This window comes from Sphingobium aquiterrae, assembly GCF_037154135.1.
Classification (GTDB): domain Bacteria; phylum Pseudomonadota; class Alphaproteobacteria; order Sphingomonadales; family Sphingomonadaceae; genus Sphingobium; species Sphingobium aquiterrae.
Map to the genome: position 1 here is coordinate 129,621 of NZ_JBANFL010000014.1, position 15,614 is coordinate 145,234.

A 15,614-nucleotide genomic window follows, 5' to 3' on the forward strand; every position below is an offset into this window, starting at 1 on the left:
GATCCCATGAGGGAAGGGAGTTTTACGGTATGACCATCGCCATCAACCGCCGCGCATTGCTGGGCGCGGCCACCGTTGGAACCGCGCTGGCCGTCGGCGGCGCCCGTGCCTTTGCCGCCGAAGCGGAAAAATCGGTCTTCGGGCCGGCGCCCGGCGTGGCGCTGCTTTCGCGCAACGAGAACCCCTATGGGCCGGCGCCGAGCGCGGTGAAGGCGATGGCGGACAGCGCATCGCTCGGCTGTTACTATGCCAATGGCGGGGCGGACCGGCTGACGGCGATGATCGCCGAGCGCTTCGGCGTCGGCGCGGATCAGGTGGTGGTCGGCAGCGGCTCGACCGAGGTGCTGAACGCCACCATCATGGCCTATATGAACAAGGGCGCGGTGCTGGCGCCGGAACTGTTCTGGGACACGACGGTCCGTTTCGGCGTGCGCAAGGGCGCGAAGCTCAAATCCGTGCCGCTGGCCGCCGACATGAGCATCGACCTGGATGCCCTGGCCGCATCCTATGGCCCCGATGTCGGCATGATCCACCTGTGCAACCCCAACAACCCGACCGGTATGGTGCTGGACGGCGACAAACTCCGCGCCTTCGTGCGCAAGCTGTCGCCGCAGACGATCGTGATCGTGGACGAGGCCTATAACGAGCTGACCGACAGGCCCGACTATACCTCCGTCGCCGGGCTGGTGAAGGAATGCCCGAACCTCATCGTGTTCCGCACCTTCTCCAAGATCTACGGCATGGCCGGGCTGCGGCTGGGCTATGCGATCACCTCGCCCGAACATGCGACCGTCATCAAGGGCTATCTGATGAATGGCGGCCTCAACGAAGCAGGGCTGGCGGCGGCGATCGCTTCCTATAACGACACGGCGTTCCTGCAATTTTCCAAGCAGAAGATCGTAGAGGCGCGCGGCATCATCACCGATGCGGTCAAGAAGGCGGGGCTGGCCGCGTTGCCATCCCAGACCAATTTCGTCTTCGTGAAGGTGGCGGACGCCAATGCCGTGCAGAAGGCGATGGCCGCGCAGAAGATCATGATCCGTGGCGCTTATGGCAAATGGACCGAATGGTCGCGCGTTTCGACCGGCAAGATCGAGGATGTGAAGCGCTATGCCATGGCCCTGCCGCAGGCCGTGAGCGCCTGAGGCATGGCGATGCGCCGATCCGTGCCGGGGCATGGCGCGCGCGCATAGGCGGAAAGGGACCGAAAAGGGCAGAAACAGGATATAGGGCCGGGCTGGCAGGGATGCCGGACCCGGCCCTTTCCATGCGCCTGCGCCTTGCCGACATGGCTGAAGAGGGCGGGGGCTATCGCTGCACGATGGCGTCTCCTGACGCGGACGGGCAAGCGCGCGCCCTTGTCCGCGAGCAACGCGCTGGTCGCGCCGCATCCTCTCGCCTATGCCCACGATCACGCGATCGCTCCCTTGAAGGGGGGACTCGCGCCATCGCATGGAAGGCGAATGATGTCGGCCAATGAGCTTCCGCCCCTGATCACCCGCAGCATCGGCTGGCTGCGTCGTCGTGTGCGGGCCAGCGAGGCGGTGTTCATCCTGCTCGCCATCGGCATCGGCGGCGCGGCGGGATTGCTCAGCATCGGCCAGGGCGCGCTGGCCCGCACCTTGCAGCACTGGTTCTTTGCGTTGCCGCCAGCGGCGCGGTTGAGCGGGCTGGCGGCATTGTCCGGCCCTGTCCTGCTGGTGATGCCGATTGGCGGCATCGTGCTTGCGGCCTTTTCCCATGTCGTGCGCGTTCGCAAGCGGCGGCTGGTGGATGCGGTGGAAGCGAATGCGCTGCATGGTGGCCGGATGTCGATCTCCGACAGCCTGGTGATTTCCGGGCAGACGATCATTTCCAACGGTTTTGGTGCATCGGTCGGCCTGGAAGCGGCCTATGCCCAGTTGGGCGGCGCGATGGCCTCGCTCACCGGGGCGGCGCTCAATCTGCGCAGGTCGGACCTGCGGACCCTGGTCGGCGCGGGGGCGGGGGCCGCGATCGCGGCGGCCTTTGGCGCGCCGCTGGCCGGCGCCTTCTATGCGTTCGAGATCGTCATCGGCGCCTACACGCCATCGGCGATCGCGCCGGTTGCCGCCGCCGCCCTGGCCGGCACGCTGGTTGCGCAGACCCTGGGCGTGCAGCCCTATGTCATCGACGCTGCGACCAGCGGCATCACCGAAACCCATCATTATCTGATCTATGCCGGGCTGGGCGCCATCTGCGCGCTGATCGGCATTGCGCTGATGCGCGCGGTGGCGCTGGTCGAGCGTGGCACGCGGCGCACCGGGCTTCCCGAATGGGCGCGGCCCATCGTCGGCGGCGCCCTGCTGATACCGATTGCGATGGTCTCGCCGCAGGTTCTCTCGGCCGGTCATGGCGCGCTCCACGCCGATCTGGCCGTGGGCGCGACATTGGGGTTCATCGCCACCATCTTCCTGGCGAAATGCGCGGCCTCCATCCTGTCGCTGGGGTTCGGATTTCGCGGCGGGCTGTTCTTCGCCTCGCTGTTCCTGGGCACGCTGATCGGCCATCTGTTCGCCGGGAGCCTGGCCTGGGCCGTGGGGACGGCGGTGATCGACCCCCGCAATGCCGCGCTGGTCGGCATGGCGGCGCTTGCGGTGGCGGTGGTGGGCGGGCCGATGACCATGGCGATGCTGGTGCTGGAGGCGACGCATGACGTTTCGCTGACCGGGGCGGTGGTGGCCGCGTCACTGGTATCGTCTACGATCGTGCGTGAACTGTTCGGCTATTCCTTCTCGACATGGCGGCTTCATCTGCGTGGCGAGACGATCAAGAGCGCGCGCGACGTGGGTTGGATCAAGACGTTGACGGCGATGCGGATGATGCGGCGCGAAACGCGCGCGACGCCCGCCGACATCTCCATTGCGGAATTCCGGCGCCGCTTTCCGCTGGGGTCCACCAGCAGGGTGGTGCTGGTGGATGGCGACGGGCATTATGCCGGGATCGCGCTGACCGCGACCGCCTATGGCCATGAGATCGACGAGGCGGCGGCCATCGGCACGATCGCCGTCAATCGCGACGCCATGCTGACGCCGCTGATGGATATTCAGGCGGTGATGCAGGCATTCGACAGCACCGGCACGGATGAGCTGGCCGTGCTGGGCGCCGACGGTCGCGTGCTTGGCCTGCTGTCGGAGACATTCGTGCGCCGGCGCTATGCCGATGAGCTGGAAAAGGCCCAGCGGGAGCTGTTTGGCGAGCGATGAGGCCATGGCCGAGCCCGCCGCCTGGAGCATCGCGTGAGAAATGGGGGTGAGCTGACCCTGGGTGCGTCCGGATCACGTCCGGAGCTGTCGGGCCGCAGGCGACCGAGGGGCATGAGACATATTCCGAAGGGAAAAATAAGGCCCTTCGGCAAGCGCAGCCCCGACGGGCCAGATCGAACGCATGATGCTGTCCTTTGCGTTCTGCATGCCGGGCACGCGCGCGCCAGCCTGACCCAACAAAGCACGGCCCAACAAAAAAGCCCCGCCAGCGATGCCGGCGAGGCCCTATTTGTATCCCCTCGGGGATCGTCGGCTGGGAGCCTGCACCAGAGATGGTGTCGGGCATCCGCGCTTTCAATCGCCGGCGCCGTGAAGGCGCCGGCGGTGATATCAGTCCAGGTCCTGCGTGGTGAAATCTTCACCCTGCACCTTGCCCAGCGCATCGTCGCCAATGGCTGCTTCGGGACCCTGAGCCAGTTCGGCGGCATGCTCCTCGGCCGCAGTCTGCGGCGCGATGAGATGGGCCTGCAGGCTCTTGAGCTGCGCACGGAGCGCCGCGTCGCGGCTGGAGGCCGCCACGCGCAGGCGGTTCATGCCCGCGCCGGTGCCCGCCGGGATGAGCCGGCCGACGATGACGTTTTCCTTCAAGCCAACCAGCGTGTCCTTCTTGCCCTGAACGGCCGCCTCGGTGAGGACGCGGGTCGTTTCCTGGAAGGACGCCGCCGAGATGAACGAGCGGGTCTGCAGCGACGCCTTGGTGATGCCGAGCAGCACGGGCTTGCCCGCGGCGAATTTTTCGCCCGGCGCCAGCTTCGCGTTGATCTCGTTCATCTCCTCGCGGTCGACCTGTTCGCCCACCAGCAGGGTGGTCTCGCCGGACTCGATGATCTCGACCTTCTGCAGCATCTGGCGAACGATCGTCTCGATATGCTTGTCGTTGATCTTCACGCCCTGGAGACGATAGACCTCCTGGATTTCCGCGACCAGATATTCGGCGAGCGGCTCGATGCCGAGCACTTCGAGAATATCGTGCGGATCGGGCGAGCCGCCGATCAGGTTGTCGCCGCGCTTCACGAAGTCGCCTTCCTGAACGTCGATCACCTTGCTCTTGGGGATCAGATACTCGACCGGCTCGCCGCCATCCTCGGGGACGATGGCGATCTTGCGCTTCGCCTTATAGTCCTTGAGGAACTGGACGCGGCCCGAGACCTTGGCGATGATCGCGTTGTCCTTGGGCTTGCGGGCCTCGAACAGCTCGGCCACGCGCGGCAGACCGCCCGTGATGTCGCGGGTCTTGGCGGCTTCGCGGCTGACACGCGCCAGCACGTCACCGGCGGCCACCTGCTGACCATCCTCGACCGAGAGGGTCGCGCCGATCGCCAGCATGTAGCGGCCGGCTTCACCCGAACCGTCGTCCAGCAGGGTGAGGCGAGGACGCAGATCCTCCTTGGTGCGGGCGGAACCACGATGCTCCACGACAACGCGCTGGGCGATGCCGGTGGCTTCGTCGGTCTGCTCGGCCAGGGTCTTGCCGTCGATCAGGTCGACATATTTCACGATACCCGGCTTTTCCGTGATCACCGGCATGGTGAACGGGTCCCACTCGGCGATACGATCGCCCAGCTTCACCTTCGCGTTGTTCTCGAACAGGATCGTCGCACCATAGGGCAGGCGATGGACCGCACGCTCGCGACCTTCATTATCGATGATCGCCAGTTCGCCGTTGCGGGCGAGCGACAGGCGGCGGCCACGGCTGTCCGTGATCGTCGGCATGTCGCGCAGCTCCAGCGTGCCGTCCGCAACCGCTTCGAGGTTCGACTGCTCGTTGAAGTTCGCCGCGCCGCCGATGTGGAAGGTCCGCATCGTCAGCTGCGTGCCCGGCTCACCGATCGACTGTGCCGCGATGACGCCGACGGCCTCACCGATGTTCACGGGCGTACCGCGTGCAAGGTCACGACCGTAGCATTTGCCGCACACGCCCATCTTGCTTTCGCAGATCAGCGGCGAGCGGATCTTCACGGCCTGCGTGCCGATCGCCTCGATCTGCGCGATCAGGGCTTCGTCAAGCAGCGTGCCTTCGGGGATGGCGACGGAGCCGTCCTTGGTGTCGATGATGTCCTCGGCCGTGGTGCGGCCCAGGATACGCTCGCCAAGCGATGCGATGACCGTACCGCCCTGGACGATGGCCTTCATCTCCAGCGCCTTGTTGGTGCCGCAGTCTTCCTCGACGATCGTGCAATCCTGCGACACGTCGACCAGACGGCGGGTCAGGTAGCCCGAGTTTGCCGTCTTGAGCGCGGTGTCGGCCAGACCCTTGCGGGCGCCGTGGGTGGAGTTGAAGTACTCAAGGACGGTCAGGCCTTCCTTGAAGTTCGAGATGATCGGCGTTTCGATGATCTCGCCCGACGGCTTGGCCATAAGGCCGCGCATGCCGGCAAGCTGCTTCATCTGGGCCTGCGAACCACGGGCACCGGAATGTGCCATCATGTAGATCGAGTTGATCTGGGCCATGCGGCCGGTGGCGGGGTCCTTCGGCTGTGCCCGGATCTCGTCCATCATCGCGTTCGCGACCTTGTCGCCGCAACCCGACCAGGCGTCGATCACCTTGTTGTATTTTTCCTGCCAGGTGATCAGGCCGTCCTGATATTGCTGCTCATATTCGGCGACCATGGCCTTGGTCTCGTCGACCATCGCGGTCTTGGAGTCCGGGATCACCATGTCGTCCTTGCCGAAGGAAATGCCGGCCTGGAACGCGTGGCGGAAGCCCAGCGCCATGATGGCGTCGGCGAACAGCACCGTGTCCTTCTGGCCGGTGTGGCGATACACCTGATCGATGACGTCGCCGATTTCCTTCTTGGTCAGCAGGCGGTTGACGACATCGAAGGGCACCTTGTGGTTCTTGGGCAGGCACTCGCCCAGCAGCATGCGGCCGGGCGTGGTCTCGAACCGCTTCATATACTGGTTGCCGGCCTCGTCCGTCTGCGGCACGCGGCTGGTGATCTTCGAGTGCAGCGTCACGGCCTTGGCGAAGAGGGCCTGATGGACCTCCTGCATGTCGGACAGCAGCATGCCTTCGCCCGGCTCGCCCTCACGCTCCATGGACAGGTAATAGATACCCAGGACCATGTCCTGCGACGGCACGATGATCGGCTTGCCGTTCGCGGGCGAGAGGATGTTGTTGGTGGACATCATCAGCACGCGGGCTTCCAGCTGAGCTTCCAGCGAAAGCGGCACGTGGACGGCCATCTGGTCGCCGTCGAAGTCGGCGTTGAAGGCCGAGCAGACGAGCGGGTGCAGCTGGATGGCCTTGCCCTCGATCAGCACGGGCTCGAACGCCTGGATGCCCAGACGGTGAAGCGTGGGCGCGCGGTTCAGCAGGACCGGGTGCTCGCGGATCACTTCGTCCAGGATGTCCCAGACTTCCTTGCGTTCCTTCTCGACCCACTTCTTCGCCTGCTTCAGGGTCATGGACAGACCCTTGGCATCGAGACGGGCGTAGATGAACGGCTTGAACAGTTCGAGCGCCATCTTCTTGGGCAGGCCGCACTGGTGCAGCTTGAGTTCCGGGCCGGTCACGATGACCGAACGGCCCGAATAGTCGACGCGCTTGCCGAGCAGGTTCTGGCGGAAGCGGCCCTGCTTGCCCTTGAGCATGTCGGACAGCGACTTGAGCGGACGCTTGTTCGCGCCGGTGATGACGCGGCCGCGGCGACCATTGTCGAACAGGGCGTCGACGGCTTCCTGCAGCATGCGCTTTTCGTTGCGGACGATGATGTCCGGCGCGCGCAATTCCATCAACCTTTTCAGGCGGTTGTTGCGGTTGATGACACGGCGATACAGGTCGTTGAGGTCCGACGTCGCGAAGCGGCCGCCGTCCAGGGGCACCAGCGGGCGCAGTTCCGGCGGGATGACCGGCACGACGTCCAGGATCATCCATTCGGGGCGGTTGCCCGATTCCAGGAAGCTTTCCACGACCTTGAGCCGCTTGATGATCTTCTTGGGCTTCAATTCGGACTTGGTGACGGCCAGCTCGTCCAGCAGCACCTGCTTCTCGCCCTCAAGGTCGAGGTCCATCAGCATCTGCTTGACGGCTTCCGCGCCGATGCCGGCCGAGAAGGCGTCCTCGCCATATTCGTCCTGCGCGTCGAGCAGTTCGTCCTCGGTGAGCAGCTGATACTTGTCGAGCGGGGTCAGGCCCGGCTCGATGACGATATAGCTCTCGAAATAGAGGACGCGCTCAAGCTGCTTGAGCTGCATGTCGAGCAGCAGGCCGATGCGCGAAGGCAGCGACTTGAGGAACCAGATGTGGGCGACCGGCGCGGCCAGTTCGATATGGCCCATGCGCTCGCGGCGGACCTTCGAAACGGTCACTTCCACGCCGCACTTCTCGCAGACGATGCCCTTATACTTCATGCGCTTGTACTTGCCGCACAGGCATTCGTAATCCTTGATCGGACCGAAGATGCGCGCGCAGAACAGGCCGTCGCGCTCGGGCTTGAACGTGCGGTAGTTGATCGTCTCGGGCTTCTTGATCTCGCCGAACGACCAGGAGCGGATGCGCTCGGGCGAGGCAAGGCCGATCTGGATCTGGTCGAAGGTTTCCGGCTTGGCCACCGGGTTGGCGAAGTTGGTCAGTTCGTTCATAGCCACATTTCCTCATCTTAGCCCCTCCCTGGCAGGGAGGGGTCGGGGTGGGGCAAACCTCTCGATTTGGGTCAAGGCTCGCTTGCGTTCGCCACCCACCCCCGGCCCCTCCCTGGAAGGAAGGGGAGAGTTGCTTTGTTATTTCGCCGCTGTCGCGAAGCCGGTCTCATCCTCGGGGATTTCATCCGACGAGTTAAAGGCGAAGTTAGGATATCTCATAAATCGCCTCATCATTCGTTCCCAGGCAGTAGTTGGAGGGTAGGCACCCGGTTACACTCGACGACTTCCGAAAGTAATTTTTCGTACCGGCCTATACGCGCTTTCAAAGCAAGACCGTTGATCTCGTCTAGCGTGGTCATGACAAATCGCCTTGATCCAATATTGGCCTCAAATTCGATCTCAGCTTCGGTTTTACCCAATTTGAATGCCTCGAAAGCGAAAATTGGCATGTATCGATCAAAAACCTGGCGTCCGAATTGATTATTCTTTTTCGCCAACGTTCCAGTGATATCTGTTTCCGCAATATACCGACCCGTAAATAAACAGCGTCTAGCCTCTTCATAGTGAGGTTGAAACGCACTCGCAGATAGCGCGCCAAGCACCATCGCGGCCTCAGCAAAAAACATCATCATTCCGCTGCCTGCGCGAAGCCGCCGTCGTCTTCCGAAACCTCGTCCAGCGAGGCCAGTTCGATGTTGAGACCCAGCGAGCGCATTTCCTTGACGAGCACGTTGAAGCTCTCCGGAATGCCGGCCTCGAAGGTGTCGTCGCCCTTGACGATCGCTTCGTAGACCTTGGTGCGGCCCACCACGTCGTCCGACTTCACCGTCAGCATTTCCTGCAGCGTGTAGGCGGCGCCATAGGCCTGGAGCGCCCACACCTCCATCTCGCCGAAGCGCTGGCCGCCGAACTGGGCCTTGCCGCCCAGCGGCTGCTGGGTGACGAGGCTGTAGGGGCCGATGGAGCGTGCGTGGATCTTGTCGTCGACAAGGTGATGCAGCTTCAGCATGTAGATGATGCCCACCGTGACCTTGCGGTCGAACTTGTCGCCGGTGCGGCCGTCATACAGGTCGGACTGGCCCGAGGTGTTCAGGCCGGCCAGGGTCAGCATGTCGGACACGTCGGCTTCGCGCGCGCCGTCGAACACCGGGGTCGCCATCGGCACGCCGGTCAGCAGATTGCCCGCCAGTTCGACGATCTGCTCGTCGGAACGGGCCTCGATCTCGCCGGCATAGTTCGCGCCATAGACCGTCTTCAGCCGCTCGCGCACCGCCTCGGGCGGCGCAGCCGCCTCCGGGTCCGGATTGGCATAGCGCCACTCTTCCAGCGCACCCTTGATCTGCTGGCCAAGGCCGCGCGCGGCCCAGCCCAGATGCGTTTCGAAGATCTGGCCGACGTTCATGCGCGAAGGCACGCCCAGCGGGTTCAGCACGATGTCGACATGCGTGCCGTCTTCCAGGAACGGCATGTCCTCGATCGGCAGGATGCGCGAGATGACGCCCTTGTTGCCGTGACGGCCGGCCATCTTGTCGCCCGGCTGCAGCTTGCGCTTCACCGCCACGAACACCTTGACCATCTTGAGCACGCCCGGGGGCAGCTCGTCGCCACGCTGCAGCTTCTCGACGCGATCCTCGAACTTGTCGACAATGGTCTTCACCGCTTCGTCATACTGCGCCTTGACCGCTTCGATCGCCGTCTGGCGGGTGTCGTCCGCAACGGAGAACTTCCACCATTCGCGCTGTTCGACACTGTCGAGCAGCTCGTCGTCGATCTCCACGCCCTTGCGCAGGCCCTTGGGCGCCGCAGTGGCGGTCTGACCCAGCAGCATTTCGCGCAGGCGGTTGAAGGTCGCACGGTTGAGGATGCCGCGTTCGTCCTCGCGGTCCTTCGCCAGGCGGTCGATCTCCTCGCGCTCGATGGCCATCGCGCGCTCGTCCTTGTCGATGCCGTGGCGGTTGAACACGCGCACTTCAACGACGGTGCCGGCAACGCCCGGCGGCAGGCGAAGCGAGGTGTCGCGCACGTCGCTGGCCTTTTCGCCGAAGATCGCACGGAGCAGCTTTTCTTCCGGCGTCATCGGGCTTTCGCCCTTCGGCGTGATCTTGCCGACCAGGATGTCGCCCGGCTCGACCTCTGCACCGATGTAGACGATGCCCGCCTCGTCGAGGTTACGCAGCGCTTCCTCGCCGACGTTCGGGATGTCGCGGGTGATGTCTTCCGGCCCGAGCTTGGTATCGCGCGCCATGACCTCGAACTCCTCGATGTGGATCGAGGTGAAGACGTCATCCTTCACGATGCGCTCGGAAATGAGGATGGAATCCTCATAATTGTAGCCGTTCCAGGGCATGAACGCGACGAGCGTGTTCCGGCCCAGCGCCAGCTCGCCGAACTCGGTCGACGGGCCGTCGGCGATGACGTCGCCGGCGTTGACCAGATCGCCCACCTTCACCAGCGGGCGCTGGTTGATGCAGGTGTCCTGGTTGGAGCGCTGGAACTTCATCAGCGTGTAGATGTCGACGCCCGACTGGCCCGGTGCCACGTCGCCGGTCGCGCGGATCACGATACGGGTCGCGTCGACCTGATCGATGATGCCCGAGCGCTTGGCGGCGATGGCGGCGCCGGAATCGCGCGCAACCGTCTCTTCCATGCCGGTGCCGACGAAGGGCGCTTCGGCACGGACGAGCGGCACGGCCTGGCGCTGCATGTTCGATCCCATGAGCGCGCGGTTGGCGTCATCGTTTTCCAGGAACGGAATGAGCGAGGCCGCGACCGACACCAGCTGCTTGGGGCTGACGTCCATCAGGGTGATGTTGTCCTTGGGCGACATCAGGAATTCGCCGGCCTGACGCGAGGAGATCAGGTCCTCCACGAAGCTGCCGTCGGCGGCCAGCTCGGCGTTCGCCTGCGCGATCGTGTGCTTGGCCTCTTCCATGGCGGAGAGGTACACGACCTCGTCCGTCACCTTGTTGTCGATGATCTTGCGATACGGCGTCTCGATGAAGCCATATTTGTTCACGCGGCTGAACGTCGCGAGGCTGTTGATCAGACCGATGTTCGGGCCTTCGGGCGTTTCGATCGGGCAGATACGGCCATAATGGGTCGGGTGAACGTCGCGGACTTCGAAGCCGGCGCGCTCACGGGTCAGACCGCCCGGCCCGAGGGCGGACACGCGGCGTTTGTGCGTCACTTCCGACAGCGGGTTGGTCTGGTCCATGAACTGCGAGAGCTGCGAGGAACCGAAGAATTCACGCACCGCGGCCACGGCGGGCTTCGCGTTGATGAGGTCGTTCGGCATCACGGTGGAAACGTCCACCGACGACATGCGCTCCTTCACGGCGCGCTCCATGCGCAGCAGGCCGACGCGATACTGGTTTTCCAGCAGCTCGCCCACCGAACGCACGCGGCGGTTGCCGAGATTGTCGATGTCGTCGATCTCGCCCTTGCCGTCCTTCAGGTTCACCAGTTCCTTGACGACGGCGAGGATGTCCTCGCGGCGCAGGGTGGTGACGGTGTCCTCGGCATCCAGCTCAAGACGCATGTTGAGCTTCACGCGGCCCACGGCCGACAGGTCGTAGCGCTCGGGATCGAAGAACAGGCCGCCGAACAGCGCTTCGGCGGTTTCGCGCGTCGGCGGCTCGCCGGGGCGCATGACGCGATAGATGTCGGACAGGGCCTGATCGCGGTCCTCGGCCTTGTCGGCCTTCAGCGTGTTGCGAATCCAGGGGCCGGTGGTGACATGGTCGATGTCGAGCAGTTCCAGCGTCTCGATGCCGGCCTTGTCGAGCTTTTCCAGATTTTCGGACGAAACCTCGTCGCCCGCCTCGATATAAATCTCGCCGGTCTTGTCGTTGACGAGGTCATAGGCGCTGTAGCGGCCGAAGATTTCCTCGGTCGGGATCAGCAGCGTGGACAGGCCGTCCTTCTCCGCCTTGTTGGCGGCGCGGGGTGAAATCTTCTGGCCGGTGGGGAACACGACTTCGCCGGTCTTGGCGTCGACAATGTCGAAGGCCGGCTTCTGGCCGCGCCATGCCTCGACCGCGAAGGGGATCTGCCAGCCGCCTTCGCCACGGATGAACGTGACCTTGTTGTAGAAATGGCCCAGGATCTCCTCGGCATCGAGGCCGAGGGCGAAGAGCAGCGCGGTGACGGGCAGCTTGCGCTTGCGGTCGATGCGGACGTTGACGATGTCCTTGGCGTCGAACTCGAAGTCCAGCCAGGAACCGCGATAGGGGATGACGCGCGCGGCGAACAGATATTTGCCCGAAGCGTGGGTCTTGCCACGGTCATGGTCGAACAGCACGCCCGGCGAACGGTGCATCTGCGACACGATGACGCGCTCGGTGCCGTTGACGATGAAGGTGCCGTTGCCGGTCATGAGCGGCATGTCGCCCATGTACACGTCCTGCTCCTTGATATCGAGCACGGAGCGGGCGCCGCTGTCCTGGTCCACCTCGAACACGATCAGGCGCAGGGTGACGCGCATCGGCGCTGCATAGGTGATGCCGCGCTGACGGCATTCCTCGGTGTCGTATTTCGGGTCTTCCAGCTCGTAATGGACGAAATCCATTTCGGCGGTGCCAGCGAAATCACGGATCGGGAAGACCGAGCGCAGCGTCTTTTCCAGGCCGGAGACATAGCCGGTCGCGGGGTTCGAGCGGAGGAACTGCTCGTAGGATTCGCGCTGAACCTCGATCAGGTTCGGCATCTGCACCACTTCGTGGATGTTGCCGAAGACCTTGCGGATGCGCTTTTTCGCGGTCTGGAGGGGAGCTGCCTTGGTCGCCATGCGTTTTCCTGCCTTCTTGGACATATATTTTCCCGCGTCGCAGCGGAAATTCAGCCGATTCGTGGGCGCATCAGACGCAAAAAAGTGCGGGTCGGGGCTGTCCGATCCGCACTGCCAGCGTCTGGTAGAACCCTCCAAAACGCCCCATTCGTCGCGGTTTGGGCGCAAACCAAACCGTAGCCCGGGCGAGGGGAGGGCGGCCGGCACATCGCCCGGAAGCGATGGCAGGCCGGAAATCTCGTATGGCCTATATAGAGGGCGTGTTGGATTTTGTGAAGGGGGTCGCCCCAAATCGGCCCGGGGCGTTCAGTCTGGGTTGGCGACGAGGCGCGGCGCCAGCAGTCCGACCAGCTTGTCGCCCACCCGGGAGATATTCGGGCCAAGGAGCATCAGCAGGCCCAGCATGGCGCCCGCCATCAGCCAATGGCGCAGGGCGGGCCACTGGCGCGCATGATCGGGCCGGGAGGGCGCCCGGCGCATGTCAGGCGCTTTTCAGCGCGTCCGTCACCCGGCGCACCTTCTGGGATTCGCCCCGGCGCAGGATCATGACATCGCCATGGGAGACGACGACGATCAGGTCGTCGACATCGACCAGCGTGACGCGCGGCCCGTCCGTATGGACGAGGCAGTTGTTGGCGCCGAGCGCAAGCACCTGACCGCGCACGGCATTGCCGGCGCCGTCCTTGAGGCTGATCGCATGCAGCGAATCCCAGCTGCCGACGTCCGACCAGCCCATGCTGACCGGCACGCAGGCGACGCGGTCCTCGCGTTCCATGATGGCATAGTCGATGGAATCCGAAGGGCAGGCGGCAAAGGCTTGCGGTTCGGGAGAGACGCGGGCGCCGGTGCGGACGGCGCCCGCCATCGCCTTCCTGGCGGCGGCCAGCATGGCGGGCTGGTGCCGTTCGAGCGCGGCGAGATAGGCGTCGGCACGGAACAGGAAGATGCCGGCATTCCAGGCATGGCCACCTTCGGCCAGCATTTCGGCGGCGCGATCGGCATCCGGCTTCTCCACGAAGCGGGCGACGCTATGGATGCGATCGGCGCAAGTTTCGCCCATCTTGATATAGCCATAGCCGGTTTCCGGCGCATCCGGGGTGATGCCGAAGGTGATGAGCCAGCCATCGGACACCAGCGGCAGGGCGCGGGCGATCGCTTCATGGAAGGCGGGCAGGTCGGCGATCACATGGTCGCTGGGCATGACCAGCAATGCCTCGTCGCCCTTTGCCTCCAGCGCGGCGAGCGCGATGGCGGGGGCGGTGTTGCGGCCAAAGGGTTCCAGCAGGATCAGGCTGTCTTCCACCCCGATCGCGCTCAGCTGTTCCTCGATGATGTCGGCATGCGCCGCATTGGCAACCAGGATCGGCCGGCCGAAATGCGCTGTCCCGCCATTGGTGCGCCGGACCGTCAACTGCAGCATCGTCTCGTCCGCTGTCAGCGGCAGCAACTGCTTGGGCCGCTCGGGGCGGGACACCGGCCACAGGCGGGTGCCGGACCCGCCGGAAAGGATGACGGGGACGATCATGTTGGTGTTGCTCATTATATCTCGCTTGGGTCGTGGCGGGCGGTCAATGGGAACGTCTTCCAGCGGCATAGCATGGCATTTCGCGCATGCAAAAAAATCCGTTCAGCCGATCTATACCAATTTACTCCAAGGTGGTTGCTTCAAGGGGTTCCGTTCCCTTCCAGAATTCATGCCACAAGAAAGGCAGACATGAAGGTTCTCTGCGTATTCGGGACAAGACCCGAAGCGATCAAGCTGTTTCCGGTGATCCATGCGCTAAAGGCGCTGGACGGCATCGACACGCGCGTCTGCGTGACCGCGCAGCATCGCGGCCTGCTGGACCAGGTGCTGGAGATCAGCGGCATCGTGCCGGATATCGACCTGGACATCATGAAGGCGAATCAGACGCTCGATGGCCTGACCGCCGCGCTGATCGTGGCGCTGGGCGAGGCGTTCGACCGCGAGCGCCCCGATCGCGTCCTTGTCCATGGCGATACGCTGACGACGATGGTGGCGAGCCTTGCCGCCTATTATCGCAAGATCCCGGTCGGCCATGTCGAGGCGGGGCTGCGCAGCGGGGATATCCACCAACCCTGGCCGGAGGAGGTGAACCGCCGCGTCGTCGCCTGCATCGCCGACATGAACTTCGCACCGACCCAGGCGGCGGCCGACGCGCTGCTGGCCGAAAATCGCGACGCTGCCACCATCCACGTCACCGGCAACACCGTGATCGACGCGCTGCTCGCCACCAAGGCGCGGATCGATGCCGACCCGTCGCTCGCCGCCGGGCTCGACCCGCTGGCCGCGCGCTTTGCCGGCAAGCGGATCATCGCCGTCACCAGCCACCGGCGGGAGAATTTCGGCGGCGGCATGGAAAGCATCGCGCAGGCGGTGCGGGCGATCGCCGCGCGGGATGATGTCGCGGTGATCTTCCCCGTCCATCCCAACCCCAATGTTCGCGCCGTAATGGACGAAGCGCTGGCCGGCCTTGCCAATGTCGCGATGATCGATCCGCTCGACTATCCCCATTTCGTCCGCCTGCTCGACCTTTGCCATATCGTTCTGACCGACAGCGGCGGCGTGCAGGAGGAGGCGCCCTCGCTGGGCAAGCCGGTGCTGGTGATGCGTGAAACCACTGAGCGGCCAGAGGGTGTCACGGCCGGCACGGCGAAGCTGGTCGGCACCGACAGCGCCCGGATCGTCGGCGAGACGTGCAGTTTGCTAGATGACGGCGCAGCCTATGCCGCTATGTCGCGTGCCCACAACCCGTTCGGTGATGGCAACAGTGGCGCGCGGATCGCCGGGATCGTCGTCCGCTCGCGATAGTATTGTGCCATCGGGCAGGGATCACCAACGCGGTGCTCGGGATCGGCGCCGAGTGTGGATCGGCGTGCAAAAAGGACCCCGTTAGCGGGGTGATCGGCGTCTAAAAGGGACCCCTCATTTCGATGGTTTA

Annotated in this window: 8 protein-coding genes; 3 read left to right on the forward strand and 5 right to left on the reverse strand. The window is 64.4% G+C overall.

Annotation, left to right across the window (positions count from 1 at the left end; all coding sequences use genetic code 11):
* Positions 1–29: 29 nt before the first annotated feature.
* A complete protein-coding gene (locus tag WFP78_RS15875) occupies positions 30–1,145 on the forward strand; it encodes a pyridoxal phosphate-dependent aminotransferase (protein WP_336964380.1) in 1,116 nt (371 codons plus the stop codon).
* A gap of 318 nt (positions 1,146–1,463) precedes the next feature.
* Complete coding sequence (locus WFP78_RS15880; RefSeq protein ID WP_336964382.1) at positions 1,464–3,224, forward strand: chloride channel protein; 1,761 nt, start codon at positions 1,464–1,466, stop codon at positions 3,222–3,224.
* 390 nt (positions 3,225–3,614) lie between these two features.
* Here WFP78_RS15880 and rpoC read toward each other — a convergent pair whose 3' ends face one another.
* The 5 genes from rpoC to WFP78_RS15905 form a co-directional block, all read right to left on the reverse strand.
* On the reverse strand, positions 3,615–7,868 hold the full coding sequence (gene rpoC, locus WFP78_RS15885) for a DNA-directed RNA polymerase subunit beta' (RefSeq protein ID WP_336964384.1): 4,254 nt from the start codon (positions 7,866–7,868) through the stop codon (positions 3,615–3,617).
* Positions 7,869–8,098: 230 nt separating this feature from the next.
* Positions 8,099–8,500 (reverse strand): hypothetical protein, encoded by a 402-nt coding sequence (locus tag WFP78_RS15890; RefSeq protein WP_336964386.1) that lies wholly within the window; start codon positions 8,498–8,500, stop codon positions 8,099–8,101.
* A complete protein-coding gene (rpoB, locus tag WFP78_RS15895) occupies positions 8,497–12,654 on the reverse strand; it encodes a DNA-directed RNA polymerase subunit beta (protein WP_336964388.1) in 4,158 nt (1,385 codons plus the stop codon). Before rpoB ends, WFP78_RS15890 begins: the two co-directional genes overlap by 4 nt.
* A gap of 306 nt (positions 12,655–12,960) precedes the next feature.
* Positions 12,961–13,134 (reverse strand): hypothetical protein, encoded by a 174-nt coding sequence (locus tag WFP78_RS15900; protein WP_336964391.1) that lies wholly within the window; start codon positions 13,132–13,134, stop codon positions 12,961–12,963.
* A gap of 1 nt (position 13,135) precedes the next feature.
* Positions 13,136–14,194, reverse strand: a complete 1,059-nt coding sequence (locus WFP78_RS15905; protein WP_336964394.1) for a mannose-1-phosphate guanylyltransferase/mannose-6-phosphate isomerase — start codon at positions 14,192–14,194, stop codon at positions 13,136–13,138.
* 174 nt (positions 14,195–14,368) lie between these two features.
* On the opposite strand from WFP78_RS15905, the gene wecB reads away from it, so the two are divergent.
* The gene (gene wecB, locus WFP78_RS15910) at positions 14,369–15,484 is read left to right on the forward strand and encodes a non-hydrolyzing UDP-N-acetylglucosamine 2-epimerase (protein WP_336964397.1); all 1,116 of its coding nucleotides are present in this window, start codon (positions 14,369–14,371) and stop codon (positions 15,482–15,484) included.
* Positions 15,485–15,614 lie beyond the last annotated feature (130 nt).

Bases quoted from the DNA above. Each gene is read 5' to 3' on its own strand.
- WFP78_RS15875 (WP_336964380.1), top strand. From the start codon at position 30: ATGACCATCGCCATCAACCGCCGCGCATTGCTGGGCGCGGCCACCGTT.
- WFP78_RS15880 (WP_336964382.1), top strand. From the start codon at position 1,464: ATGATGTCGGCCAATGAGCTTCCGCCCCTGATCACCCGCAGCATCGGC.
- rpoC (WP_336964384.1), bottom strand. From the start codon at position 7,868: ATGAACGAACTGACCAACTTCGCCAACCCGGTGGCCAAGCCGGAAACC.
- WFP78_RS15890 (WP_336964386.1), bottom strand. From the start codon at position 8,500: ATGATGATGTTTTTTGCTGAGGCCGCGATGGTGCTTGGCGCGCTATCT.
- rpoB (WP_336964388.1), bottom strand. From the start codon at position 12,654: ATGGCGACCAAGGCAGCTCCCCTCCAGACCGCGAAAAAGCGCATCCGC.
- WFP78_RS15900 (WP_336964391.1), bottom strand. From the start codon at position 13,134: ATGCGCCGGGCGCCCTCCCGGCCCGATCATGCGCGCCAGTGGCCCGCC.
- WFP78_RS15905 (WP_336964394.1), bottom strand. From the start codon at position 14,194: ATGAGCAACACCAACATGATCGTCCCCGTCATCCTTTCCGGCGGGTCC.
- wecB (WP_336964397.1), top strand. From the start codon at position 14,369: ATGAAGGTTCTCTGCGTATTCGGGACAAGACCCGAAGCGATCAAGCTG.